Origin of the sequence: Pseudomonas sp. UBA4194, from assembly GCF_002379585.1 — a bacterium.
In the GTDB taxonomy this organism is placed as follows: Bacteria; Pseudomonadota; Gammaproteobacteria; order Pseudomonadales; family Pseudomonadaceae; genus Aquipseudomonas.
The window spans coordinates 44,925-70,857 of the sequence record NZ_DFUE01000089.1; the positions used below are offsets into that span (position 1 = coordinate 44,925).

At 64.4% G+C, this 25,933-nt stretch carries 22 protein-coding genes; 5 read left to right on the forward strand and 17 right to left on the reverse strand.

Translation table 11 applies throughout. The annotated features are described in order from the left end of the window. Positions 1-42 precede the first annotated feature (42 nt). Both B3397_RS21980 and B3397_RS21985 read right to left on the reverse strand, forming a co-directional pair. Positions 43-480: a DoxX family protein gene (locus B3397_RS21980; RefSeq protein ID WP_296254027.1), complete on the reverse strand. Its 438-nt coding sequence runs from the start codon at positions 478-480 to the stop codon at positions 43-45. A gap of 104 nt (positions 481-584) precedes the next feature. Then, a complete protein-coding gene (locus tag B3397_RS21985; protein WP_296254028.1) occupies positions 585-2,006 on the reverse strand; it encodes a transglycosylase SLT domain-containing protein in 1,422 nt (473 codons plus the stop codon). 124 nt (positions 2,007-2,130) lie between these two features. Between B3397_RS21985 and B3397_RS21990 the strand changes: the two genes are divergently transcribed. After that, complete coding sequence (locus tag B3397_RS21990) at positions 2,131-2,946, forward strand: TatD family hydrolase (protein ID WP_296254029.1); 816 nt, start codon at positions 2,131-2,133, stop codon at positions 2,944-2,946. Between the two features lie 112 nt (positions 2,947-3,058). Further along, positions 3,059-3,253, forward strand: a complete 195-nt coding sequence (locus B3397_RS21995; protein WP_296254030.1) for a hypothetical protein — start codon at positions 3,059-3,061, stop codon at positions 3,251-3,253. On the opposite strand, the gene B3397_RS22000 is transcribed toward B3397_RS21995, so the two are convergent. The 6 genes from B3397_RS22000 to B3397_RS22025 form a co-directional block, all read right to left on the reverse strand. Next, entirely contained in the window at positions 3,222-4,016 is a 795-nt protein-coding gene (locus tag B3397_RS22000; protein ID WP_296254031.1) for an acyl-CoA thioesterase, read from the reverse strand. The two genes, B3397_RS21995 and B3397_RS22000, sit on opposite strands and share 32 nt — an antisense overlap. A 246-nt stretch (positions 4,017-4,262) precedes the next feature. Beyond that, positions 4,263-5,024, reverse strand: a complete 762-nt coding sequence (locus B3397_RS22005; protein WP_296254032.1) for a CHAD domain-containing protein — start codon at positions 5,022-5,024, stop codon at positions 4,263-4,265. 4 nt (positions 5,025-5,028) lie between these two features. Continuing rightward, entirely contained in the window at positions 5,029-7,017 is a 1,989-nt protein-coding gene (locus B3397_RS22010) for a transglutaminase TgpA family protein (protein WP_296254033.1), read from the reverse strand. Next, the gene (locus tag B3397_RS22015) at positions 7,014-7,997 is read right to left on the reverse strand and encodes a DUF58 domain-containing protein (protein WP_296254034.1); all 984 of its coding nucleotides are present in this window, start codon (positions 7,995-7,997) and stop codon (positions 7,014-7,016) included. The genes B3397_RS22010 and B3397_RS22015 overlap by 4 nt, the downstream gene beginning before the upstream one ends. Next, positions 7,967-8,884: an AAA family ATPase gene (locus tag B3397_RS22020; RefSeq protein ID WP_296254035.1), complete on the reverse strand. Its 918-nt coding sequence runs from the start codon at positions 8,882-8,884 to the stop codon at positions 7,967-7,969. Before B3397_RS22020 ends, B3397_RS22015 begins: the two co-directional genes overlap by 31 nt. Before the next feature lie 71 nt (positions 8,885-8,955). Further along, the gene (locus B3397_RS22025) at positions 8,956-9,234 is read right to left on the reverse strand and encodes a hypothetical protein (protein ID WP_296254036.1); all 279 of its coding nucleotides are present in this window, start codon (positions 9,232-9,234) and stop codon (positions 8,956-8,958) included. A gap of 191 nt (positions 9,235-9,425) precedes the next feature. Between B3397_RS22025 and B3397_RS22030 the strand changes: the two genes are divergently transcribed. Further along, a complete protein-coding gene (locus B3397_RS22030; protein WP_296254037.1) occupies positions 9,426-10,484 on the forward strand; it encodes a patatin-like phospholipase family protein in 1,059 nt (352 codons plus the stop codon). Positions 10,485-10,574: 90 nt separating this feature from the next. Here B3397_RS22030 and B3397_RS22035 read toward each other — a convergent pair whose 3' ends face one another. The 6 genes from B3397_RS22035 to kdpF all read right to left on the reverse strand — a co-directional run bounded on the left by B3397_RS22035 (position 10,575) and on the right by kdpF (position 18,599). Then, positions 10,575-11,261, reverse strand: a complete 687-nt coding sequence (locus B3397_RS22035; protein ID WP_296254038.1) for a response regulator — start codon at positions 11,259-11,261, stop codon at positions 10,575-10,577. A 2-nt stretch (positions 11,262-11,263) separates the two neighbouring features. Then, complete coding sequence (locus B3397_RS22040) at positions 11,264-13,900, reverse strand: sensor histidine kinase (RefSeq protein WP_296254039.1); 2,637 nt, start codon at positions 13,898-13,900, stop codon at positions 11,264-11,266. 270 nt (positions 13,901-14,170) lie between these two features. Continuing rightward, on the reverse strand, positions 14,171-14,722 hold the full coding sequence (gene kdpC, locus B3397_RS22045) for a potassium-transporting ATPase subunit KdpC (protein WP_296254040.1): 552 nt from the start codon (positions 14,720-14,722) through the stop codon (positions 14,171-14,173). A gap of 20 nt (positions 14,723-14,742) precedes the next feature. After that, entirely contained in the window at positions 14,743-16,797 is a 2,055-nt protein-coding gene (gene kdpB / locus B3397_RS22050; protein WP_296254041.1) for a potassium-transporting ATPase subunit KdpB, read from the reverse strand. Between the two features lie 10 nt (positions 16,798-16,807). Next, positions 16,808-18,502, reverse strand: coding sequence for a potassium-transporting ATPase subunit KdpA (gene kdpA / locus B3397_RS22055; protein ID WP_296254042.1), 1,695 nt, complete (start codon positions 18,500-18,502; stop codon positions 16,808-16,810). Between the two features lie 7 nt (positions 18,503-18,509). Next, positions 18,510-18,599, reverse strand: coding sequence for a K(+)-transporting ATPase subunit F (gene kdpF, locus B3397_RS22060; RefSeq protein WP_296254043.1), 90 nt, complete (start codon positions 18,597-18,599; stop codon positions 18,510-18,512). 255 nt (positions 18,600-18,854) lie between these two features. On the opposite strand from kdpF, the gene B3397_RS22065 reads away from it, so the two are divergent. Further along, complete coding sequence (locus tag B3397_RS22065) at positions 18,855-20,096, forward strand: exonuclease SbcCD subunit D C-terminal domain-containing protein (RefSeq protein WP_296254044.1); 1,242 nt, start codon at positions 18,855-18,857, stop codon at positions 20,094-20,096. Next, positions 20,093-23,725, forward strand: coding sequence for an AAA family ATPase (locus B3397_RS22070; protein WP_296254045.1), 3,633 nt, complete (start codon positions 20,093-20,095; stop codon positions 23,723-23,725). Before B3397_RS22065 ends, B3397_RS22070 begins: the two co-directional genes overlap by 4 nt. 37 nt (positions 23,726-23,762) lie before the next feature. Here the strand turns inward: B3397_RS22070 and B3397_RS22075 are convergent, their stop codons facing one another. From B3397_RS22075 to B3397_RS22085, 3 genes are all read right to left on the reverse strand, one after another. Next, positions 23,763-23,942: a hypothetical protein gene (locus B3397_RS22075; protein WP_296254046.1), complete on the reverse strand. Its 180-nt coding sequence runs from the start codon at positions 23,940-23,942 to the stop codon at positions 23,763-23,765. Positions 23,943-24,345: 403 nt separating this feature from the next. Then, complete coding sequence (locus tag B3397_RS22080; protein ID WP_296254047.1) at positions 24,346-25,515, reverse strand: lactonase family protein; 1,170 nt, start codon at positions 25,513-25,515, stop codon at positions 24,346-24,348. A gap of 70 nt (positions 25,516-25,585) precedes the next feature. Continuing rightward, positions 25,586-25,858, reverse strand: coding sequence for a DUF5629 family protein (locus B3397_RS22085; RefSeq protein WP_296254048.1), 273 nt, complete (start codon positions 25,856-25,858; stop codon positions 25,586-25,588). Positions 25,859-25,933: the final 75 nt, after the last annotated feature.

The window sequence follows — 25,933 nt, forward strand, 5'->3', positions numbered from 1 at the left end:
GGGCGGCAGGTTACACCAAAGCGGAGCCGCGTTCACACGTGCTTAGCGACGGGTGATGGCGCGATCCACCGAAGCCGGACCAGCACCTTCAATCAACACCGCCACTGCGCCACCCAGCAGCGCCAAGGCGAACTCGTAGCCGTTGTTGGCCATGAACAGACCGTTATGGATATGCACGGAGAAGATCGCCACCACCAGCGTGGCAATCAGCACCACTGCGGCAGGCCGTACCAGCAAACCGACGATCAATGCCACCCCACCGAAGAACTCGGCACTGCCGGACAACAGCGCCATCAGTGTGCCGGGGTGCAACCCCAGGCTTTCCATGTATTGGGCGGTGCCCGCCAGGCCGCCGCCGCCAAACAGGCCGAACAGCTTCTGCGAGCCGTGGGCGGCGAAGATGATGCCTACCAGCACACGCAGCGCGGTGATGCCGAAACCGGCGCGGGTGGCCATGACGCGTTGGACGAGTGTGTTCATGCTGCAATCCTTTGAGTTCAGTGCGGAAGTGATGGTCGCCATGATAATCGGATTGATGGATTATAAAATCGCAAAAAACCGCTTTGAAATATCGAAGGATACGATCACTTCAAAGAGGCAACCTTCCGCGTCTGAGGCTCCAGCGAGTCTCGCTCCCGGTCGAATGCCAGGTAGTATTTATTCACACTGTTAACATAGCTCACCGCGCCCATGCCCACCTGCTCCATGGCGATGCGCTCGGTCTGGAAGAACCACTGGTTGGGGTTCAGGCCGCGCTTTCGCGCCTCGGCGCGCATTGCCTGAACCCGCTCCGGGCCCATGTTGTAGGCGGCCAGGGTAAAGGCCATGCGCTCACGCTCATTGAGTTTGGGGCTGGAGAAGAACTTGCGGCGAATCAACGCAAGATACCTGGCGCCCGCCTGCACATTGTTGTCCACCTCCTGAATATTGCCCACGCCGACCCGCCGCGCCGCCGCCGGGGTGATCTGCAACAACCCGGTGGCGCCGCTGGCACCCTTGGCGGCAGGGTTGAGCTGGGATTCCTTGAACGCCAATGCGGCCAGGTTGAGCCAGTCCATCTTTTGCTCCCGCGCATGGCGCTGCAGCACCGGGCGCAGTTTTTCCAGGCGCTGGCGGTCGCTGCGGGCCAGGGGATAATGAACCTTGTACAGGCCTCGATAGACTTTCACGAACGCAGCGTCCTGGTTGGCCGGGACCTTATAGGCGGCCAGAAAGCGATCGACACTGGCGCCCAGCAGGGGTGCGTCACGGCGCACGTACCAGCTCAGCGAGCCCGGCGCGCTGAGCACCACCCGCCGATCGACGCGCAATTTGGGCATGACCTTGGCCCAGCGTTCGGCAATGGGCTGCTCCACCACCGTAAGGGGATAAATGCCGGCCTGGACCATTTCCATGACGTCTTCGGTGGCCAGGCTGGGGTCCACCCACTCGACGCTGATGGGGGCGAGCTTGCGCAGCGCCAGCTTTTGATTGAGGTTGTCGATGGCCACGCCCGCGGCGCTGCCATTGGCCAACGCCACGGTCTTGCCCGCCAATTGCTCGACCCGAGCGTAACGCCGCCCGCCCTTGATGCCGACCAGCACGAACGGCACATTGGCCACCACCGGATCGCTGGCCGCCACGGCCACCCCCGGGCGCAGCTCCATCAATTCACCTGGGGCCACCAGGTCGCCTTCGCCGCGCTGCAAGGCGCCCAGCAATTGCTCCTTGGCGCGGGGAATGATCTTCAGCTTCACCGCCTGGCCTTTGCCAGCGAAGCCGTTGAGGTAAGCCTCGAACGCCTGCAACCGGTGAAACTCCACCCCGATGGGTTGTCCGCGGACTTCGCCGGAGCTGTTGCGGCTCTGATTGACCAACACCCGTAGCACCTTGCTGGTACGGATCTGGGCGAGATCGCGGACCTTGACCTGATGGGCGGCCACCGGCGGTCCCGCCGGACGGGCGGCTGCCAACGCAGGCGCCAGCAGGGCGAAGCACAGCACAGCGATCAGCGTTCTAAACCCCATCCGGTCCCCGGCACAAAGTAGTGAGCAGTCGCTAAAGACCGCCATAACTTATTGAAGTTCTTGGCTTTCTTGGTCCTTGGCGAGTTCTGTTATGCTTTTCGGCCTCCTGCCTTGAGGTAGCACCATGCAACTCATCGACATCGGCGTCAATCTCACCAATGCCAGCTTCGAGCAAAAGCACGAAGCGATTCTGGAACGGGCCTACGCGGCGGGCGTTTGCCAACTGATGGTCACGGGCACCAGTGTCGAGGGCAGCGAGCATGCCTTGCAGCTGTGCCTGACGCTGGACGAGCGCGGCGAGCATCTGTTCGCCACGGCGGGCATCCACCCTCACAGCGCCAGCGAGTGGAATACCGACAGCGCCGCCCGCCTGCGGGCTCTGCTGAGTGAACCCAGGGTGCGCGCCGTGGGTGAATGCGGGCTGGACTTCAACCGCGACTTCTCACCGCGTCCGCAACAGGAGAAGGTTCTGGAAGAGCACCTGGCGTTGGCGGTAGAACTGGGCCTGCCGGTGTTTCTGCATGAACGCGATGCCAACCAGCGCCTGTTGGATATCCTCAAGGGCTACCGCGATCAGTTGGCCGGGGCGGTGGTGCATTTCTTCACGGGCGAGCAGAAGGCGTTGTTCAGTTACCTGGACATGGATCTGCACATCGGCATCACTGGCTGGATCTGCGACGAACGCCGCGGCACCCATCTGCACCCGCTGATGCGCAGTATTCCCCGTGGACGCCTGATGCTGGAGAGCGATGCGCCTTATCTGCTGCCACGCACCTTGCGGCCGAAACCAAAAAACGGTCGCAACGAACCCGCTTACCTGCCCGAAGTGCTGCGCGAAGTGGCCTTGCACCGGGGCGAAACGCCGGAGGTGCTGGCCGAGCACAGCACGGCGTGCGCCCGCGCCTTTTTCGATCTACCGAGCGTTCAATCGGCTCTATAGCCGTGATAGCAAGGCTTGATTCGCCGCCGTTGCGGCTGAGGCTTATTCTCGATTCCAAGCCACAAGCCACCTGCACTCAAGCTGCAGGTGCACCGGATCGAGGAGATGCACCATGAACAAGGCCAATCGTACTTCCCGCGCTATCGCCATACCGATGTTCATCCTGTCGGCGCTGATGGTGGCCGATTCGATGATCTGCTCAAGCTTCGCCGAAGCCGCCATCGGCGTGATCGGTTTGTTCGCTGCGCTGGCGTTGAGTCATCCCGAGCGCCACGTCAGCCAAACACCGTTACCGTCTGCCGGCTGATCGCAAGCAATTCTCCAGCCTCGTTCCACATGGCCGCAGCCGTGTGGCCGTAGCCATCGCGGGCGTGTTCGATCACCGCCTGGTAGCGACACCATTGGCGGGTGCTCAGAGCGGGCAGCGGCTGCACGAATTCAATGGTCCAGGTCAGGCTGCTGCCGGCCGCGGGCTTGGCCAGATAGGGCAGCAGTGCCGGTGGCCAGGCGTCGGCCAATACCAGCAGCAGCGCTTCGTCGACTGGCTGATCGCGGGTTTCGTTGCGCAGTTGCATCCAGCCTCCGATGCCCGCCACCGGGGTATTGCTGAACGGCATCGCGCCGATACCCCAGCGCATGTCCAGATGGCGAATGTATTCCGGTGTCAGGCCTTCGATGTAAGGCAGTGGTGTGGAGTCTTCCAGGCTTTTCATGGTCGGCAGCGGGACGGCACTGACGCTGACCGCCGAATCTCGTGACAGGCCGAAGCTGGCCTGGACCAGCGTCATCACTTCGCCTTTCTGCATGGCCTTGCCCAATACCGAGGTCACCGCGCGACCTTCGCGCAGTATCTCCACTTCGAAACTGATGGGTACCTCGAGCTCGGCCGGGGCGACGAAGGTGATCGCCATGGAGCGGATCGGGCGGCCGGGGACCTTGGCGGCCATGGCTTCATGCATCAGTGCCGCCATGAGCCCGCCGTAGCACGCACGGCCCTGGCTCCAATGGCTGGGCACGATGACCGCATCCGGGGTGAGACGTGCGCTGGCCAGCAGGTCGAAGAGAGTCATGGGATGGCCTTGGAAGTGAGAGTGGGCGGTGGGTGGATGGTAGCCAGTGGATGGGCGCGGTGCAGCATACAAAAGTGACAATGTTGGGGTGTGGGGGTGCCAAGGCGGGCCTCATCGCGGGCAGAGCCCGCTCCCACAGGGGGGGCTGGAGGTGGCACAGGGGATATGCAGTGCGATTGGGGCGATGGGGATCGCCCTGTGGGAGCGGGTTCTACCCGCGATGGGGCCGGGGCTGGCACACCGAGATCAATCCACCGTCTTGAGCAATTTCTTCAGCACCTTGTCTGCCTTCAGCTCGGCCTTGCGCAAACTCACCGTCCACCCGGCCACGCAGGGTTGCAGATCCTGTTCCTGCTCGGCCTGCAGCAACCACTGCCAGTGGTCATGCCAATCACCCAGCGCCCCCTGGGCCGCTTTCAGTTGCTTGACCGTGGCCGCCGGCAGCTTGTCCAGTTCGGGATAAGCTTCGGCGGCATAGCGCACTCGCTTGATCAACAAGCGCAAGCGATGCCGGTCGTGCGCTGGGTCCTTGAGCGCGGCCAGCAGTTGCTTCCACTGCTTGGCCAGGCGTTTCTCCACGCGCTGGCGCAACCCGCGCACCAGCTTCTGACGCTCGGCCGCACGCAGGAACCCAGGAAAGGCATCCAGTACCTGCATCAGCTGCGCCACCGGCTGCGATGCCGCGACCTCGGGAAACACCCCGCGCATGGCATCGACGCGGCGCTCTGCCGCTTGCTCGAAGCCCTGCCTGGCCAGCCTGGCTGCCAGTACTTCGCGGTCGCGCAACGGCGTGGTCAACTGCCCCACCGCCTTGGCCGCCTCCTCCAGTTCCTCTACGGCCGGCAAACCACGCAGCGGCCGCAGCAGGCTGCGCAGACGGCGCACACTGGTGCGTAGATCGTGCAGGGCTTCGGCATCGGTTTCGTCCTCGAGCCGTGCCTGGCAGGCAAAGAGTTTGATCTGCAACCCCAGCAGTCGAGCAATGAGCGGGTCCAACGTGGCGGACATGGTGCTACTCCGATGGTCTAGAGGGCGGCGCCGAGGCCAACTGCCGGCGCAGAGTACGCAAGGCCGTCTGCATCTGTTCACGCGATACGGCTCGGCCCGCATAACGTTGGGCGCTGAAGGCATAGGCAAAGTTCATGATCGCTTCGCGCTGATGGGGCAGGTGCGTGGCCGCACGCTCGGCAAACGCCACCGCGCCCTCCCCTGTTTCCCGCACCAGCCCACGGCGCCGCAGCAGGCGCTCGAACTGGGCGAAGTCCTTGAGCTGCGGGTCGACTCGGCGTTGCCAGGGCTTGAGCAGCCACAGCGCGAGCAACACCATCACGGCTACGCCACCCACCGGCAGCGCCAGGCGTTGCAAGCCTTTGAACCAGCGCTCGAGAAAGTCCACCTGGGTCTCGCCCTGATAACCCAGGACCCATCGTTGCCAGCCGTAGTTGAGGTTGTCCCATTGCAGGCGCACCTCGTTGAGCCAGGTCAGGCCGGGATAGCGCAAGGGCGAAAACGGGGAGCCGGCAAGGAAATTCTCGTCCTCGGACAACGCTTGCTGTAGCCCCTGCTCGACCCGCGCCGGCGCTACCGCCGCAGTGGGATCGACGCTGCGCCAGCCCGTCCCGCCCTGCCAGTACTCGACCCAGGCATGGGCGTCGAACTGACGCACGGTCAGGTAGTTACCCGCCGGGTTGATTTCGCCGCCCTGATAGCCGGCCACCACCCGCGCCGGCACGCCAGCAGCACGCAAGGCGAACACCATGGCGCCGGCGTAGTGGGCGCAGAAGCCGCGCCGGCTGTCGAACAGGAATTCATCGATGGCATTGGCCCCCAGAGTGGGCGGCTGCAAGGTGTAATGGAACGGCTGCTGGCGGAACTGACGCAGCATCTCGGCCACCAGCGCGTCGGCGCTGGCGAATCGAGCCTTGAGGTCGATAGCCCATTGGCGCGTGCGCGGATCGCCCTGGGCAGGCAATTGCAGAGCCATACGCTGGCCGAAGGGGGACAGTTCAGGCTCGCGCACCACTTCAGGCCAGGAGGTAACGGCATACATCAGCGGCTGATCCACCGGACGCCGGCGCTGCAGGCGCCAGTCGGCAAGCTGGCGCACACCGGGCAGCGAGGTGCGGGCCACATCGAGGCCGAACAGCCAAGGCCTGGCACTGGGTTGCTGAATGATCCGGTAGCTCAATGCCGGCCCGCTGGGCTGCCAGGCCGGTGCGGGCTGCGCCTGCACCCACGCCGATTGACTCCAGGTGCGACCGTCATAGGCATCCAGGCTCAGGGCGCGCCAGTACAGGTCGCGCTTGGCGGGCATGGCGCCATCGAAGCTGGCGCGAAACGCCACTTCGCCAGACTGGCCCAGATTGGCCATGTCGGCCGGGCTCATGCTGTCGGACAGCCCCGTCACGCCCTGTCCGGCATTGGGCAGCGGCAACGACCACAAAGGTTCCAGCCGCGGAAAGAACACGAACAGCAGCACCATCAAGGGCAGTGCCTGGCCAACCAGGCTCAGCGCCAGCTTCAATGTGGCTTTGGGCTGCGCAATCAAGGCCGTCTGCTGCAGACCGATCAAGGCAGACAACAGCGCGAGCAAGGGCAGCAGGCTATAGAGTGCCCACGGCAGGCTGGCATCGAACAGATACGCCACCGCCAGGCAGAACAGCCCCAGGAAGATCACCACCCGGGCATCCCGCGCACCCTGCATTTCCAGGACCTTGAGCACGAAGGCGGCGACCAGCAGCGCAGCGGTGGCATCCAGCCCGATCAGGCCGCCGCGGGACAGATAGACCCCGGCCGCCACGCCGACCATCAGCAGCAGCTTGACCAGGCGCCCCGGGTAGGCGGCGCGCATGCGAAACACCTGGACCCGCCACAGCGTGCAACCCAGCCACAGTGGCAACATCCACAACGGCACGTGCCACCACAGCGGCACCAGCACCAGCGCTTGAGCCACCAACAGCCAGGCCAGGCTGGCCCGCGGAATGGGCAGGACCGGCTTCATCGCTGCTCACCGTACAAGGCCAAGGCACGCAGGCAGGCTTCGCGGTGCGCCTCGCCGCTGTCGGTGTCCAGGCGCAGGCCAGGGAGCTGCAAGGCAAAAGGGCGCTGTTGTCGCGACAGTGCCAACACCCAGTAGCACAAGCGCGACAGGCGCTGCTCGACATCGCCGCCCAGGGCGAGAAAGTCCAGGCACAGCTCTTGACCGCGCAAGTCGGCGAAATCCTTGATCAGCAGGCCCTCGCCCCGCGAATACGCTTTCCAGTGCATGCGTCGCCAGGAGTCACCAGGCTGGTATTGCTTGAGGCCTTGAAAGTCATCGACACCCTGGCCGTGCAGACGCTGGGCCTGATCCTCGATATCCAGCGCCTCGCTGTGCAAGGTCGGCACCTCACCCTGCAACGGTTGCGGATACACCAGCAGCCGCTGCCCGGGATCGACCCAGGTCCAGGCCGTCAGCACGCCCAGCGGGAAGCTGGTTTCGACGCGCATACGCGGCGCCGCCAGCCAGCCACGGCGGACGGTCGGCAGGCTCAGCTCAAGCTCCTGCACATGGCTGGGCGCGACATCGATGCGTTGCAGCGCCTGCTTGTCCCAACCCACGCCGATGGCCTGATGTTCCTTGCCGGTGCTCTCTAGACGCAGGGCAAAACGTGCCTGTTCACCGACGAATACCGACGTGGTGCCATTGCCGCTGATGACCAGGCCACTGAGGTTGCGGTAGGTGTGCAGAATGGCCACCACGAAAATCGAGCCAAGCAGGAAGACCAGCGCATAGGCCATGCTGTTCTGGTAGTTGATCGCAGCCAGCAACACCAGCAACAGCACCACGAAGAACCCCGCGCCGCTGCGGCTGGGCAGGATGAAGATACGCCGCTGATTGAGCTCGATGCGTGGCGCCGACGGCAGCCGCCGCGTCTGCCAGTGCCGCCAGCGCTCGCCGAGCGCGCCCTTCACAGCGCCGCCACTTCCCGCAGCAGCCATTGCACCAGTGCGCCACCGCCCTGCCCGGTCGGATCGGCGCGCTCGCGCAGACGATGGCTGACCACCGAAGGCAATACCGCTTGCACATCTTCGGGAATCACATAGTCGCGGCCTATCAGCAACGCCCAGGCCTTGGCCGCTGCCAGCAGGGCCAGGCTGCCGCGCGGCGAAAGACCGTAGGCGAACTGCGGCTGGGTGCGGGTCGCCTCGACCAGTCGCAGCACGTAGTCGACCAACACATCGCTGACTCGCACCTGCCGCGCCTGCGCCTGCAGGGCGGCCAGTTGTGCGTGGTCCAGCACCGGACTCATACGTGGCAACAGATCGCGGCGGGCCTCTCCCATCAGCAAGGCTTTTTCTGCCGCCTTGGCCGGATAGCCCAGGGACAGGCGCATGAGGAATCGGTCGAGTTGGGACTCGGGGAGGGCAAAGGTTCCGCCCTGGGTCGTCGGGTTTTGCGTGGCGATCACGAAAAACGGTTGCGGCAACGGCCGTGTGGCGCCCTCGATGGTGACCTGGCCCTCCTCCATGGCTTCGAGCAAGGCACTCTGGCTTTTTGGCGTGGCGCGATTGATTTCGTCGGCCAGCACCAGCTCGGCGAAGATGGGGCCCGGGTGAAACACGAACTGCCCGCTGTCCTTGTCGAACACCGAGGTACCGAGGATATCGCTGGGCAGCAGGTCGGAGGTGAACTGGATGCGCTGGAAGCTCAGCCCCAGTACCTTGGCCAAGGTATGGCTGAGGGTGGTCTTGCCCATGCCGGGCAGGTCTTCGATCAACAGGTGGCCATCGGCGATCAGGCACGTGAGCGCCAGGCGTACCTGGGTCTCCTTGCCCAACAACACTTCATTGACCGCCTGCAGGCATTCATCGAGCTGGCTGCGCATGGTTGACGCTCCCTGTCAGTGCTATCAGTAAAACCGCAGGCACTCAGGGCGAGTGCCGCGACTGCGAGCCCTCAACGCCCGGCGCGAGACTCACGAATGTAGAAGCGGGCTTTTTCTGCCTTGCTGGTGCAACCTTCGAAGGCTTCGAACTGCTGCTGGGTCTTCGCGCCGGTGAGCAACGACAAGGCCTTGGAGTAACTCACGGTACCGGCAAAGCCTTCGGCCTTGGCCAGATCGAGTTCCTGCCAGGCAGCGTCGAGCTGGGTGCCACAACTATCACGGTAAGCGGTCTTGCCGGCACAACCGGTCAGAACCAGTGCCAACAACGGCAGGCAGATCCAGGCTTTCATCAAAGGCACCTCGAGTAAAACGACAGGGTAATGCTGGGTCAGACGATGCGCGAGGAAAAAAGTGCCCGTAGCAGCGGCGTAAGCCGCGTCGCTCTTCACGCCAAGCTTATCCAAACAACCCCTCCCCCCTTGAAGCCCCTTCACCAAATGGCGCATCCTCGATCTCGATACCCTCTTCGGACCCTGCCCCCATGAAAAAACGAGTCGCCTTGGTACTGGGCTCCGGCGGCGCCCGCGGCTACGCGCACATCGGCGTGATCGAAGAGATCGAGCGCCGCGGTTACGACATCGCCTGCATCGCAGGTTGCTCCATGGGTGCGGTGGTGGGCGGGATCTACGCGGCCGGCAAACTGCCGGTGTATCGCCAGTGGATCGAGAGCCTGGATTACCTCGACGTACTGCGCCTGGTGGACGTCAGCTTTCGCCTGGGGGCGATCCGCGGCGAGAAGGTGTTCGGGCAGATTCGCAAGATCGTCGGCGACGTGAACATCGAAGACTTGCGCATCCCCTACACAGCGGTCGCCACCGACCTTACCCATCAGCAGGAAATCTGGTTTCAGGAAGGCTGCCTGCATCAAGCCATGCGTGCCTCGGCAGCGATACCCAGCCTGTTCACCCCGGTGATGCAGGGTGATCGCATGCTGGTCGATGGCGGGCTGCTGAACCCGTTGCCGATCGTACCGGTGGTGTCCAGTCATTGCGACCTGATCATCGCCGTGAACCTCAACTCGACCCATCAGAATCACTACCAACTGCCGGTGATCGAACGGCCTGCGGCGTTCAAGATGCGCTTCGACAGTTTGCTCAATTCCCTGGGCTCGCATTTGCCCTTCCGGCGCAAACAGGCCGAGCAATTGCTGCGCCTGGAGCAGCAGACGCTGCAAGCGACCGCTGCGATCCTGCCCAACCCTTGGCTGGACAGCGCTTCGCCACAACTCAAGCCACCGCCTGCGGCCCCTGAAGAAGAAGGCGCGCCGAAATCGGCGACCGGTTCGGTGATCATCGACAATGTAGGGCCCGCGTCGCTGCTGGATCTGATCAACCAGAGCTTCGAGGTGATGCAGACGTCGCTGGCGCAATACAAGATTGCCGGGTATCCGCCGGATGTGTTGATCAATGTGCCAAAGCGGGTGTGTCGGTTTTTCGAGTTTTACAAGGCGCCGGAGTTGATTGCGTTGGGGCGGGAGATTGCGCGCGATACGCTGGATGTTTATGAGCGGGAGTCCTCTGACTCTGTCAGACGGCTGTAGCAGCGGCGTAAGCCGCGTCCGGGCGTTACGCGATTGACCTGGTTGGTGGGAAATGTGGGACGCGGCTTACGCCGCTGCTACAGGGTTGTTTCAGACCATCAGGCGGTATCCCACGCCCGCCTCCGTAGCGATATAGCGGGGCAGTGCGGGATCATCGCCCAGTTTCTGCCGCAAATGGCCGATCACTATCCGCAGGTAGTGCGTATCCTCCACATGGCTCCCGCCCCAGATATCCTTCAACAACTGCTGCTGAGAAATCACCCGTCCCGGATAGCGAGCCAGCAGCGCCAGCACGGCGTACTCCTTGCGCGTCAAGGCCACCGGCGCGTCCTCGAGCGTGACTCGGCGCATCGCCAGGTCGATGTGCAAGGCGCCCAATTGCAACGCCACCTCGCCGGCCTCGCTGCGGCTGGCCTGGCGCAGCAACGCGCGCACCCGGGCGAGAAATTCCTGGATACCGAAGGGTTTGGTCACATAGTCGTTGGCGCCATTGTCGAGAGCTTGCACCTTCTGGGTTTCGCTGGCGCGCACCGACAGCACCAGCACCGGCACGGCCGTCCATTCACGCAGTTCGAGCAATACCTGTTGGCCATCCAGGTCGGGCAGGCCGAGGTCGAGCACCACAAGGTCCGGTTTGGCCAGGGCGGCCTGGCTCAAGCCCTCGCCGCCGGTACCGGCTTCGATGACCTTGTAGCCTTGGGCGCCGAGGCTGATGCGCAGGAACTTGCGGATCTGCGGCTCGTCATCGATTACCAGGACAGTTGCGGCTTCGGTCATGCTCAGGCTTCCGGGTCTGCGCCGGGTTGGGCGCGCAGCGGCAAGCATAAGGCGATGCGGGTGCCATGACCATCGATGCCGCTGCCCACCTCGATGCGTCCACCGTGTGCGCCCATCATGCCCTGACAGATCGCCAGGCCCAGGCCCGTACCCTGCCCGCCTCGGTCACCACGGGCGGCGGTGTAGAACATGTCGAAGATCTTCGCCCGCTCGTCTTCGGGAATGCCCGGACCTTCGTCGCTGACTGCCAACACCAGGCTGTCACCCTGCTCGGTCGCCGACACTTGCAAGCGGCCCTGCACGGGGGAGAAGCGCGCGGCGTTCTCGAGCACATTGACCAGTGCCTGTTCGATCAAGGCGGCGTGCACGTACAGCAACGGCAACTCTGCCGCCACCTGCACCTGCACTTGCAAGGGCGCGAGTAACCCGCGCAGGCGGCCCAGGGCGCTACCGACTATATCGCCGGGCGCGACCCAGTCCCGGGCCAGCTTCAGGGCACCGTGGCCAAGGCGAGTCATGTCCAGCAGGTTCTGGATATAGCGGTCCAGACGCTCTGCTTCATCACGGGTGGTTTCCAGCAGGTCGATCCGGTCGTGGGGCGCAATTGCCTCGCCCAACGCCAGCAGGCTGTCGATGCTGCCACGCATAACCGTTAAAGGTGTGCGCAGGTCGTGGGACACCGATGCCAACAAGGCACTGCGCAGTTGTTCGGTCTCCCCGTGCAAACGCGCCGCTTCCAGATCATGGGCCAGGTTGGCCCGAGCCAGTGCTTGCGCCACCGGTTGAGCGAGCGCGTTGAGCAACCGCCGACGCTGAGGGTCGAGCCGGCTGTCGAGGCCTTCGGCCACTGCCATCAGGGCCAGCACCCGACCTTCGGTAGACACCGGCGTCCACCACCAGCGCCCGGCTGGCAGGGTGCTGGTGCCCAGCCCGGCAGGTTGATCATGCTGCCCGGCCCAATCGGCCGCGGCCAGTTCCGTGGCGGAGAACTGCACGGGGCCGCCGCTGGCCAGTGTCCAGCCACTGGGCGTGTGCTCCAGCAGACAGATATCCAGCCCGGACCAGCCTTGCAGGTGTTGAGCGGCCGCGCTGAATACCGCCTGACGGTCGGTGGCTGCCGCCAACCGGCGGGAAAGCTCCAGCAGTTGCGCGGTGTGCGCCTGGGTGTCGCGCAGCGCACTGAGTTGATGGCGCTGGCGTGCCGCCAGGTTGCCGGTCAGGCCTGCCATCAGCAGGAAGAACAGCAGGGTGAGCACGTCCTCCTGACGCTGGATGCTCAGGGAGAAATTCGGCGGGATGAACAGGAAGTCGTAGGCCAGGAATGACAGCGCAGCGCAGAGCAGCGCCGGGCCCAGACTGCTGCGCACCGCCACCAACAGCACAGCCGACAGAAACACCAGGGAAATGTTGGGCAGGTCCATGACATGGGCCACGGCCCAGGCCAGGCCGCTGGCCAGCAACGTGGCCAACACGGCCAGCCCATACTCGCGCCAGCGCCATACGCCACGGGCGCGCACCCGCGGCTGCGGGCGGGCTTCGCCGCGGTCGAGCACGTTGATTTCGAGGCCGTTGGTGTGGCGCAGCAGCCGCTCGGCCAAGCCGGCGCCAAACAGCCTTCGCCGCGACTGCCCCACCAGTACCAGGCTGGCGCGACGGTCACCGGCGTGCTGGATCAGGGTGCGCGCCACCTCTGCGGCGCGCAGCACCACCACTTCCCCACCCAGGCGCTCCGCCAATTGTTGCGCCTGGTGCAGACGCTGGCGTGCGGCCTCGTCGCGTACCGCGCCGCTGTCCACGTGCACTGTCGACCACGGCAAATGCCGACGGCGGGCCACCCGGCTGGCATGGCGCACCAGACGCTCGGCCTGGTCGTCTCCGTCGATGCCGACCAACAGGCGGCCCCGCACCGTCGGCGCGGCCTGGCCGAGGCTGCGGTAGCTCTCGGCCAGATCATCGTCGACCTGGGCGGCGGCGGTCTGCATAGCCAATTCGCGCAGCGCGCTGAGGTTGGTCTGGGTAAAGAATGCATCGATGGCGGCACGGGCTTGCTGCGGCACATAGACCTTGCCCTCGCGCAGGCGCTCGAGCAGTTCGCGTGGCGGCAGGTCCACCAGCAGCAACTCGTCGGCTTCTTGCAACACCCAGTCGGGCACGGTTTCGCGAACTTGCACGCCGGTGATGCCGCGCACCTGATCGTTGAGGCTTTCCAGGTGCTGAACGTTGACCGTGGTATAGACGTCGATGCCCGCGGCCAGCAGGTCCTGCACATCCTGCCAACGCTTGGCATGGCGACTGCCCGGGGCATTGCTGTGGGCCAGTTCGTCGACCAGTGCCAGCTGGGGAGCTGCCTGGAGCAACCCCGGCAGGTCCATTTCCTCGAGCGCGACGTCGCGGTAGACGCTGCGCAGCATGTCCTGTTGCGGCAGCCCGCCGAGCAGCGCTTCGGTTTCGGCGCGTCCGTGGGTCTGGATCACCCCGGCCAGTACGCGAACGCCTTGGCGCTGCCGCGCATGGGCTTCAGTCAACATGGCGTAGGTCTTGCCCACGCCTGGCGCCGCCCCCAGAAACACCTTCAGCCGCCCACGCCCAGAACGCGGCAAGGCTGCCAACAAAGCATCGGCACGCGCGGAATCACTCATCGAAGCAGCTCACAGTCATCGGAACCTCGACGTTATCCGATCCGCAGGCGCGGCGTACAGCCACGAGGAGACCGGTAGGCCTGGCATACAAGCCGGATAAGGCGGTGATCTTGCGGCCCCCTTCGCGGCTGGACGCCGCTCCTACAAGAGATCGCGCCCCCCCGTAGGAGCGGCGTGAAGCCGCGAAGGGGCCGGCACGCCTGGCGCACAACCCGGATAAGGCGGTGATCTTGCGGGCGCTTTCGCGGCTGGACGCCGCTCCTACGGGGGTCATGGGGTGAGGGTCATGAGGGCGGTGTTGAGGGCCTGGACGTTGATGACTGGGGGGCCGAAGAGCGGCGTTTCGGTGTGCGTGGAGACCAGGTCCTGCAGGGTTTCGACCGATATCTGGCGGGCGTTGGCTACCCGCAGCAGTTGATATCGGACCGCCGCAGGCGGCAGGTGCGGGTCCAGGCCGCTGGCCGATGTGGTCAGCAGCGCCAGCGGTACCGGGCCTTGCTCGGTAACGAACTGCTCGGCGGCGGCCTGCCGGATGCGTTCGGCCAGCGCCGGATTGCTCGGCGCCAGGTTGCTGGCGCCGCTGGCCACTGTTGCGAAATCAGCCGCCGAGGGCCGTGAATGAAACCACTGATCACCCGCGAAGCCCTGCGCCAGCAGCGCCGAGCCGCGCACCTGGCCGCGGTCATCGTAGACCAGGCTGCCATTGGCCTGGGCAGGAAACATCAACTGGGCAATCCCCGTGACGACCAATGGGTAAGCAATACCGGTGATCACCGTCATCATCAGCACCAGGCTCAAGGCCGGACGTAAAAGCGAGTTCATGTGTGAGGCTCCAGAAGGGTTCATACCAGGTTCAACGCGGTGAGCAGCAGATCGATGGCCTTGATACCCACGAACGGCACCAGCAGCCCACCCAGGCCGTAGATCAGCAGGTTGCGCCGCAGCAACTGCGCCGCACTGGCTGCCTGCACCCGTACTCCGCGCAGGGCCAGGGGAATCAGTGCAACGATGATCAGGGCGTTGAACACGATCGCCGACACGATGGCGCTCTGCGGACTGCTCAAACCCATGATGTTGAGCACGCCCAGTTGTGGGTAGATCGCCGCAAACAGGGCCGGCAGGATGGCAAAGTACTTGGCCACGTCGTTGGCGATGGAAAAGGTGGTGAGCGCGCCACGGGTCACCAGCAACTCCTTGCCGATGCGCACCACGTCCAGCAGCTTGGTCGGATCACTGTCCAGATCGACCATATTGGCTGCCTCACGAGCGGCCTGGGTGCCGTCGTTCATGGCCATCCCGACATCCGCCTGGGCCAGCGCCGGGGCATCGTTAGCGCCATCGCCACACATGGCCACCAGCCGACCTTCGTCCTGCTCCTGACGGATGCGCGCCAGTTTCTTTTCCGGCGTGGCTTCGGCAATCACATCGTCGACGCCCGCCTCGGCGGCGATCGCGGCAGCGGTCAACGGATTGTCACCGGTGACCATCACCGTGCGAATGCCCAACTGACGCAGCGCTTCGAAGCGCTCGCGGATCCCTGGCTTGACCACATCCTTGAGGTGAATCGCGCCTAACAACTGCTGATCGCAGCACACCAGCAACGGCGTGCCACCGCTCTGGGCGATGGCGTCGATCTCCCGAGCCAGCGCAGCGGGCAGATCGGTGCGGGCCATGCCCACGAACGCGAGCAACGAATCCACGGCGCCCTTGCGATAACGACGAGCGCCGTGGTCGATACCCGACAGCCGCGTCTCGGCGCTGAACGCCACCGGTGTCAGCTCGCCTGCAGCCGGCTCCGGCAGCCGATGCAACTGACGCAGAAACTCCACGATGGACTTCCCTTCCGCCGTATCGTCGGCCAGCGACGCCAGCAGCGCACCCTCGGCCAGTGCCATGGCACTCACGCCAGGGGCGGCATACAAGGCGCTGCACCGGCGGTTGCCGAAAGTGATGGTGCCGGTCTTGTCCAGCAACAGCACGTGCACATCCCCCGCCGCCTCCACCGCCCGCCCGGACTTGGCAATGACGTTCAGGCGCACCAGCCGGTCCATGCCTGCGATGCCGATCGCCGAGAGCAAGCCGCCGATGGTGGTCGGGATGAGCGTTACCAGCAGCGCCACCAGGAACACCAGCGGCAGGCTGCCGCCGGCGAAATGCGCGAATGGCTGCAGGGTCACCACCACCAGCAGGAAGATCAAGGTAAGGCCGATCAACAGGATATCGAGGGCGACCTCGTTCGGGGTTTTCTGCCGGCGCGCGCCTTCGACCAACGCGATCATGCGGTCCAGCGTCGACTCGCCGGGGTTGACGGTGATCTTCACCAGCAACCAGTCCGACACCACTTGGGTGTTGCCGGTCACCGCCGAACGATCGCCGCCCGACTCGCGGATCACCGGCGCCGATTCGCCGGTGATCGCCGCTTCGTTGACCGCTGCGATACCTTCCACCACCTCGCCATCGCCAGGGATCATCTGACCGGCTTCCACTCGCACCAGATCGCCTTTGCGCAAGCTGCTCGCGGGCACGGTTTCAAACAGCCCTTCGACGTTGCGCCGGCGCGCGTCCAGGCCTTGGCTGCCCGCCTTGAGGCTGTCGGCACGGGCCTTGCCACGCCCTTCTGCCAAGGCTTCGGCAAAGTTGGCAAACAACACGGTGAACCACAACCACAGGGCAATCTGCACCGCGACGCGGGTCGGCACGGCCGGGTCCGGGATCAGGCACAGCACGGTGGTCAGCAGGGCGGTCAGTTCCACCACCAGCATCACCGGCGAGCGCTTGAGCAGACGCGGGTCGAGTTTGACGAAGGCCTGACGCAGCGCCGGACGCCACAGCGCGCGCATGGACGTCTGGACGGCAGGTTGCACGGCCGGTTTGCTCACGGGAATTGGCATGTTCATCATCGAGGCCTCAGAAACCCATACTCAAGTGTTCAGCGATCGGCCCCAGGGCAAGGGTCGGCAAGAAGGTCAGCCCGCCCACCAGCAGGATGGTCACCGTCAACAGGGTGACGAACAGCGGGCCATGGGTGGGGAAGCTGTTGGCGTTGACCGGCGCGGTTTTCTTCAGCGCCAGGCTGCCAGCCAGGGCCAGCACCGGCAGGATGTAGCCAAAGCGGCCAATCAGCATGCCCAGGCCCAGCATCAGGTTGTGAAACGGCGTGTTCGCGCCGAAGCCTGCGAAGGCCGATCCGTTGTTGGCGCTGGCAGACGTGTAGGCGTACAGCAATTGACTGAAACCGTGCGCGCCCGGATTGCTCACGGCCGCCGCCGGCCCTGGCAGACTCGCCGCTATGGCGCCAAGCACCAGCACGCCGACGGGCATCACCAGCAACGAGGCAACCAGCAACTGCACCTCCCGCGCCTGGAGCTTCTTGCCCAGATACTCCGGTGTACGACCAATCATCAGGCCCGCCAGGAACACCGCAATCAGCACGTTCAACAACATGCCGTAGAGGCCTGCGCCGACGCCGCCGAAGATCACTTCACCCAGCATCATGTTGACCAGCGCCACCATCCCGCTCAGCGGATTGAGGCTGTCGTGCATGGCATTCACCGAACCATTGGACGCCGCCGTGGTGGTGACCGACCACAGCACACTGGCCGTGGTGCCGAAGCGGCTTTCCTTACCCTCCAGCGGCGCAGTCTGCTCGACCTGGGCGCTGACCACGGCGGGGTTGGGTTGATATTCGGCGTACAGCGACACCGCGCCGCCCATCAGGAACAACGCCAGCATGCAGGCGATGATCGCGCGGCTCTGGCGCAGGTCCTTGACGTAATGCCCGAAGGTGAACACCAGCGCCGCCGGGATCAGGATGATCGAGACCAGCTCGAACAGATTGCTCAGAGCGGTGGGGTTCTCGAACGGATGCGCCGAGTTCACCCCGAAGAAACCGCCGCCGTTGGTACCCAACTGCTTGATCGCGATCTGGCTGGCCGCCGGCCCCAGGGGGATGCTCTGCTGCGCCCCTTGCCAGGTCACGGCATCCACATAGTGCGCAAACGTCTGCGGTACGCCCTGCGCCACCAGCAGCAGGGCCAGCACGATGCTCAGCGGCAACAGGCCGTAAAGCGTGGCGCGGGTCATGTCGACCCAGAAATTGCCCAGGGTACTGGCCGAGCGCCGCCCGATGCCACGGCACAGCGCCACCAGCACGGCCAGACCGGTGGCGGCGCTGACGAAGTTCTGCACGGTCAGCCCGGCCATCTGGCTGAGGTAGCTGAGCGACGCTTCACCGCTGTAGGCCTGCCAATTGGTGTTGGCCATGAAGCTGACCGCGGTGTTGAAAGCCAGCGTCCATTCCTGCCCCGGCAGCTGCTGCGGGTTGAGCGGCAGGTAACCCTGCAACAGCAGGATGGCGAACAGCAGACCGAACCCGGCAAGGTTGAAGGCCAGCAGTGCGAGGGCGTAGCGTTGCCAGCTTTGTTCGGCCTTGGGGTCGATGCCGGCGAGGCGGTAGCAACCGTTTTCCACGGGTTGCAGCACGGGCGAGAGCCAGGTGCGCTGGCCTTCCATGACCCTGTAGTAGAAACGGCCCAGAAACGGTGCCGGGATCAGGACCAGGGCGAAGAAGGCGATGATGAGGGCGTAGTCGTAGAGGTGCATGGCGCCGTTACTCCTGGTCGGCGCGCAGGAGCGCCGTGATCAGGTAGAGGAACAGGCCGATGGCCAGGCATAGGGATAGCCCATCCAGAACACTCATGAAGATTTTCTCCGGGGACGGCGGGTGGTGGTGATGTGGGGAGATTGTTGGGGGTGGGGGCGTAAAGGCGCGAGATAGGGGCCGCACGCCTGGCGTAAAAAAACCGTAAATTCGTAGCAGCGGCGTAAGCCGCGTCCGGGGACGCCGCGATCATCTAGGTCAGTCGGATAACGGCTGGACGCGGCTTACGCCGCTGCTACGGGTTAAAAACCGTTATCATGCGCGCCTCCCCGCCTTTACCACCCAGGACCGCCAATGCGCCTGCTGCACACCTCCGACTGGCACCTTGGCCAAAGCCTCCACGGCCAGGAACGCGACTTCGAACATGCCAGCTTCCTGCGCTGGTTGCTCAAGCAACTCGCCCAACGCCAACCCGACGTGCTGCTGGTGGCAGGCGACATCTTCGACACCGTCAACCCCCCGGTCAAAGCTCAGGAGCGCCTGTACAACTTCATCGTCAGCGCCCACGAGCAACAACCCCACCTGACCATCGTCATGATCGCCGGGAACCACGACTCCGGCTCGCGCATCGAGCTTCCCGGTACGCTGATGAAACGCCTGCGCGCTCACGCGCTGGGGCGGGTGATGTGGCTGGAGGATGGCCGTCTGGACAGCGAGCGGCTGCTGCTGCCGCTGCCCGACGCCAGTGGGCAGATCAGGGGCTGGTGCCTGGCGCTGCCGTTCCTGCGCCCTGCGGAGGTGACCGGTGCGGTGCTCGGTGAGGACTACTTGCAGGGCATTGGCAAGGTCCATGAACTGCTGATCGCCGCGGCCAACGCCAAGCGCACGACGGGGCAGGCGTTGATTGCGGTCAGTCATGCGCACATGGCCGGGGGATCGGTGTCGATGGAGTCCGAGCGCAGCCTGGTGATCGGCAGCGCCGAGGCGCTGCCGGCCAGCCTGTTCGATGACACCATTACCTATGTGGCGCTGGGGCATCTGCACAAGCCGCAGAAGGTCAATGGCGAGGAGCGCATTCGCTACAGCGGTTCACCGATTCCCTTGTCGTTTTCGGAAATCGACTACCCGCACCAGATTCTGGACATCCACTGCGACGGCGAGCAGTTGGTCAGCGTCGAGCCGGTGCTGATTCCTCGTGCGGTGGACCTGCTGCGCATCGGCCCGGCGCCCTTGGCGACGGTGCTGGAACGGATCGCGGAGCTGGCGCCGGTGGACCTGCTGGCCGATCTGCTCGCCCACCCTTGGCTGGAGGTCCGGGTGGTGCTCGATGAGCCACAGCCCGACCTGCGCCAGCAGGTGGAAACGGCGCTGCAGGGCAAGGCCGTGCGGCTGGTGCGCATTGCTGCGGAGTACGCCGGTCGCAGAGGCGTGGATGACGATGAGCAAACCGAGCTGATCGAGCTCGATCAACTCACCCCACAGGAACTGTTCAGCCGTGCCTGGTTGGACAGCTACGGCAGCGAGGTGGACGCCCAGACCCTGGACGACTTCGCCCAGCTGTTGCAGGAAGTGCAGATGGAGGGCGAGCAGCCATGAAGATCCTGGCCATCCGCCTGAAGAACCTGGCTTCCCTGGCCGGTCCGTTCGAGCTGGACTTCACCGCCGAGCCCCTGGCCAGCGCCGGGCTGTTCGCCATCACCGGGCCCACCGGCGCCGGCAAGAGCACCCTGCTCGACGCCTTATGCCTGGCTCTGTTCGGCGCAGTGCCGCGCCTGAGCAACGCGTCGCAGAGCGCCAAGGTGCCCGATGCCGATGGCGAGATCGGCAGCTACGACGCGCGGACCTTGCTGCGCCGGGGTACCGGGGCTGGCTATGCCGAGGTGGATTTCGTCGGCATCGACGGCCGCCGTTATCGCGCCCGCTGGGAGGCCAACCGAGCCCGTGACAAGCCCACCGGCAAGCTGCAACACAGCCGGCAATCGCTGCGTGACCTGGACAGCGATCAACTGCTGGCCAGCCAGAAAGGCGAGTACAAGACCTTGCTCGAAGCACGCCTGGGCCTGAACTTCGAGCAGTTCACCCGCGCCGTGCTGTTGGCCCAGAGCGAGTTCAGCGCCTTTCTCAAAGCCGACGACAACGAGCGCAGCGAGCTGCTGGAAAAGCTCACCGATACGGCCCTGTACACGCGGCTGGGCAAGCGTGCCTTCGATAAGAGCCGCGAAGCGCGCGAGCTGCTCAAGCAGTGGCAGGATCAGGCCAGCGGGATCGCGCCCTTGGCCGCGGAGGAGCGCGAGGTCCTGGACCTGGAGTTCCAGGCCGCCAGCCAGCAGCTCAAGGCGCAGCAGGGGCACTTGAAACGGCTGGAGCAGCAACAGCAATGGCACGTCCAAAGCACCGTGTTGGCCAGCGATCATCAGGCCGCCGAAGCGCTGTTGCAAAGTGCCCAGGCCACCTGGCAAGCCGACGCCGATCACCGTTTGAAGCTGCAACGCCTGGATCACCTGGCGCCGCAGCGGCACCTGTTCATGAGGCAGCGCGAGTTGCTGGGCCAGTTGCAACCGCTGACCGAGCGCATTGCCGCACGCCAGCATCGGCAAAGCACGCAACTGAGCGAGCAGGTGCATGTGGATCAGCAACTGCAACAGGCGCAGCAGGCCCTGCAACAAGCCTTGGCGGAACAGACCGACGCCGCGCCGAAGTTGCGCCAGGCGTTCGATGAGCACAGCCAGCACGGCCGCCTGACGGCCGATCTGGAACCGTTGCGCCCGGCCCTGGCGAACGCCGAACAGGCCCATCAGCACAGTCGGCAAGCCTTGACCCAACTGCAGCAACAGCAGCAGGCGAGCACCGAACGCTTGCAGCAGATCGTCGGGCAATTGCAACGCAGCACCGATCTGGCCGGGCTGGCCGATGCCTGGGCGGCGTACCTGCCGCGTCTGCAACAGGCCGTGGCGGCAAGCAACCGCCTGAACCAAGGCCGCGCCGAACTGCCCGCCCTGGAAGCGCGCGCGGCCAAGGCTCAGACCGATCTGAAACAGATGCAGGCGCAACTGAGCGCCCTCTACCAGCAGGCCGACTGCCCCGCCGAACAGCTGCACGAGCGCCTGCAACAATTGACCCAGCGCCTGCAACACCAGCGCCAGCAGCAACGCAGCCTGCAAACGCTGGAGCGCGAGTGGCAGCGACGCGAGGAGCTGCAACAGCGCCTTGAGCAGTTGCACCAACAGCAACTGCAGATCACTCAGCAAAGAGAGCGGTGCACCGCTGAAGGCCTGCGCCTCAAGCGTGAGCACGAGCAGGCGGAACACACCCTGACGGTCACGTTGCAAGTGCTCGAGCGTCAGCGTCTGGCGCGCACCGCCAGTGTCGAGGAGCTGCGTAGCCAGCTTCAGGACGAGCAACCGTGCCCGGTGTGTGGCAGCCTCGAACACCCCTATCATCAGCGTGAAGCATTGCTCCAGGCGCTGTCGGCTGTGGATGAGAGCGAAGAACGCCAAGCCCGAGCGACGCTGCAGCAGCTTTCCGAGCGCCTGGCCGAACTCCGTGCTGAACTGGCGGGGTTGATTGCCCAGCACAAGGCGCTCAAGACTCAGGAAGAACAGTTGCTGGCGCAACAGCGCGACAGCCAGCTGGAGCAGCATGCCCTTTACCCGAGCCTGGCCGATCAAGCGCAACCTGGCCACTGGCTGGCGACGGAGCTGGCCCAGGTTACCGAGCAGATCGACAGCGACGAACAGCAACAGGCCGCCCTGCTGACCCTGCAGCAAACCGCATCAGGCCTGCAGCGGCAATTGCAGGAGGCTCAACAGGCCAGCCAGCAAACCGAACAGTTGCTTCGAGAACAACACGCGCACCTGCAGACTGATCAGCAGCGCCTGGACGATGAACTGCGGGACTTCACCGGGCTGATCCCGGCCCCGACCCTCGAAGCGTTGCGGCACCACGCTACCCAGACTTTCATGGTATTGGAGCAGGCGGTCAGCGAGCGCCTGGCATTGCTCGACCAGCAGGGTGACGAGCAACGCGACTTCGACGCCCGCGCCCGGCGGATAGAGGATCAACAGCGCGAACACACCCGCGAGGGGTCTGGGCTGCACGAATTGCAGACTCGAGCCAGCGCGCTGGGCGAGCAGTTGCAAGCCTGCCAGGCACGGCTGCGCGATCTGTTGGGTGTACACGCCGATGCTCAAGCCTGGCAGCAACATCTGCATGACCAGGTGGAAACCGCCCGCCGCGCTGAAGCCCATGCCCTCCAACAGCAACAGGACTTGCGTACGCAGGCGGTCCAGTTGAGCAGCGAACTCAACGCCGACCAGCAGCAACAGACTCAGTTGGAGCAGGCGTTGAGTAGCCTGAAAGCTTCGATCCAGCAGTGGCGCGAGCAGCACCCCGAGCTGGATGACGAGGCATTGGGCGGCCTGCTGGCGATCGACGATCAGCAGCTGGGCGCCCTGCGCGCGCGTCTGCAGAACGACGAGAAGGCCATGGGGCAGGCGCAGGTGCGGGTGCAGGAGCGCGGCCAGCGCCTGCGTGATCATCTGGCCCAGGCCAATGGCATCGCCGATGCCGAGCAACTGGCTGAAGAAGCGACAGCGCTGCAGGCACAGGCCGAGCAGAGCGAACATCGATGTGCCGAGTTACGTGCCCGGCAGATAGAGGATCAACGCCGCCAGACGGCCAATCAGGACCTGCAGCAACGTATGGCTGAAGCTGACGCGCAGTACCAGCGTTGGGCCCGGCTGGCAGCACTGATCGGTTCGGCAGAAGGTGATCGTTTCCGCAAGATCGCCCAGGCGTACAACCTGGACCTGCTGGTGCATCACGCCAACGTGCAATTGCGCCAACTGGTGCGCCGTTATCGGCTCAAGCGTGGCGGCAGCATGCTGGGTTTGCTGGTGCTGGACACGGAAATGGGCGACGAGCTGCGTTCGGTGCATTCGTTGTCGGGGGGAGAGACGTTTCTGGTGTCGCTGGCCCTGGCACTGGGGCTGGCATCGATGGCATCGAGCACCCTGCGCATCGAGTCGTTGTTCATCGACGAAGGCTTCGGCAGCCTGGATCCGGAGTCGCTGCAACTGGCCATGGATGCCCTGGACGGTTTGCAGGCGCAAGGTCGCAAGGTCGCGGTGATCTCGCATGTGCAGGAAATGCACGAGCGGATTCCGGTGCAGATTCAGGTGCGGCGCATGGGTAATGGTTTGAGCAGCGTGGAAGTCAGCGGGTGACGAGGCGTGAGGTGGTGGCCGCCGTCACCCGTGGTGCTCAGTGCTGGGCCTTGTGGTCCAGCGCGGCATAGAAGTTGGCGCTTTTCTGCAAGTATTGCTGGGTGTAGCTCTGTGGATTGGCTTTGCTTTGGTTGACGGCAGCGTGGGCGGATGTGGGCAGGGCCACGGTGGCGGAAACGGCAGAGGCGGCGATGATGGAGAAGAGGTTGAAGTTCATGGCGGTATTCCTCGGGATTCGTGGGTGTTTGTGTCGGTGCCTGTGAAGGCTTGACTCAAACTTACGCCCGAGGGCTGGTGAGCTGAAATTCATTGGCGCACTAGCGAATATCGATGCGGGTGATAGTTGTTTGCAAGACGGGCAACCGCGGCGCCGCCATCGCGGGCAGAGCCCGCTCCCACAAGAGACCGCGCACCGCCCCCGGCAGCAATACCCTGTAGGAGCAGGTTCTACCCGCGATAGGCCGGCCCTGACACCCCGCCCCCATCTGCCTGGCAACACCCCCCTGTGGGAGCGGGTTCTACCCGCGATAGGCCCCCACTGACACCCCGCCCCCATCTGCCCGGCAGCAACCCCCTGTGGGAGCGGGTTCTACCCGCGATAGGCCGGCACTGACACCCCGCTACTTCCCACCCAACAGAAACTTCACATCCGACGGCGAATCCATGGGGAATTTCTGTACGGTCTCGCCCAGCTTGCCGGTCTTGGCGTCGCGCCTGATCACCACGATCTGGTTGCTCTTCTGGTTGGCAATCAACACATAGTTGCCCGAAGGATCAAGCGTGAATTCCCTTGGATGATCGCCCTCGACCGTGCGGCGCTGCACTTCGGTCAGTTGGCCGTCTTGCGGATCGACGCTGTACACCAGCATCTGGTTTGCCGTACCGCGATTGCTCACGTACAGGAATTTTCCATCTGCAGACAGGTGCAGCGCTCCGCCTGCGCTTTCCTTGCCTGCTGAGCCCATGTCCAGCAACTGCTGCCGCTTGAGGTTGCCGCCGTGTACTTCGAACATCGCCACCTGGCCACTCATTTCCAGCGTCAGGTAGGCATGTTTGCCGTCGCCGCTGAATACCAGGTGCCGCGGTCCACTGCCATCGGGCAGTTTGATCGAGGCCGGGTTGGCGGCGACCAATGGCTGATCGGGCGTATCAGGCTGGTAGCGGTAGACGTAGATACGGTCGGCGCCCAGATCATTGGCGTAGACGTACCGTCCCGACGGCGGCATCGATACGATCGAATGCACATGGGGTCCCGCCTGCCGCTCCGGGTTGACCTTGCTGGCCACGTGTTTGATCTGCTGCACCACGGTGCTGAGCTTGCCGTCCTCGCCCACCTTGAACACGCTCATGCTGCCGCCGGGGTCGGGGCTTACTGCATAGTTGGAGACGAACAGGTAGCGCTCGTCGTTGCTCAGGCTCGAATGGGTAGGCTCGTCGCCCCGGGTCTCGACCTGGTTGACCAGGCTGATGTCGTGGCTTTTCGGGTCCAGGGTGAAGCTCGAGACCTTGCCCACGGTGTCCTTCTGTCCGGGGCCGTTTTCGTTGACCACGAACAGCCGGTGCTGATCGCGCGACAAGGTCAACCACGAAGGGTTGGAGCTCTTGAAGGTCTGCTGGGCGTGGGGGTCGATCAGGCCGGTGCGAGGGTTGAAGGGGTAGCGGTAGATGCCTTCGCTGGCCCCTTGTGTGTAGGTACCGACCAGCAGTTCGTATTGCTCGGCGGCGGTGGCAGCGGTGGCGATCAGGCCAAGGCTGCCGGCAGTCAATAAGGACACGAAAACTCGCTTCATAAGGCTCCTCCATAACCCATTATTGGAATGGCACTGCGAGGAAGCATGGGTCGAACACAAGAGACAGCCCTCACTCTGGATCGGTTTCATCTTCGTCGGCAGAAAACGCGCTCAAGCAGGTTAGCTGATGCGCGACGCCGTCGTGAGAAATGGAAAACGTGTGGGGCTGGTCGGTCGGCGTGGCGGCGTTCTGCTCGGCCAGGGTGAACTGCCAGCGCTTGAGTTCGCGGCCGTCCATACATTCGATGTGCAGGGTATCCTGTTCATCGAGGGAGAAATCGAAGGCATGCAGGGTGTCGATCAGCAGCATGTCGCAGGCTTGCAGCGCGGTTGGGAAGTCCATGATTCAAGTGTCTGGGTGATGAGTGATGCACCATCATACCTGTACTGGGCTGCCCCGGCCCCTTCGCGGCTGTAC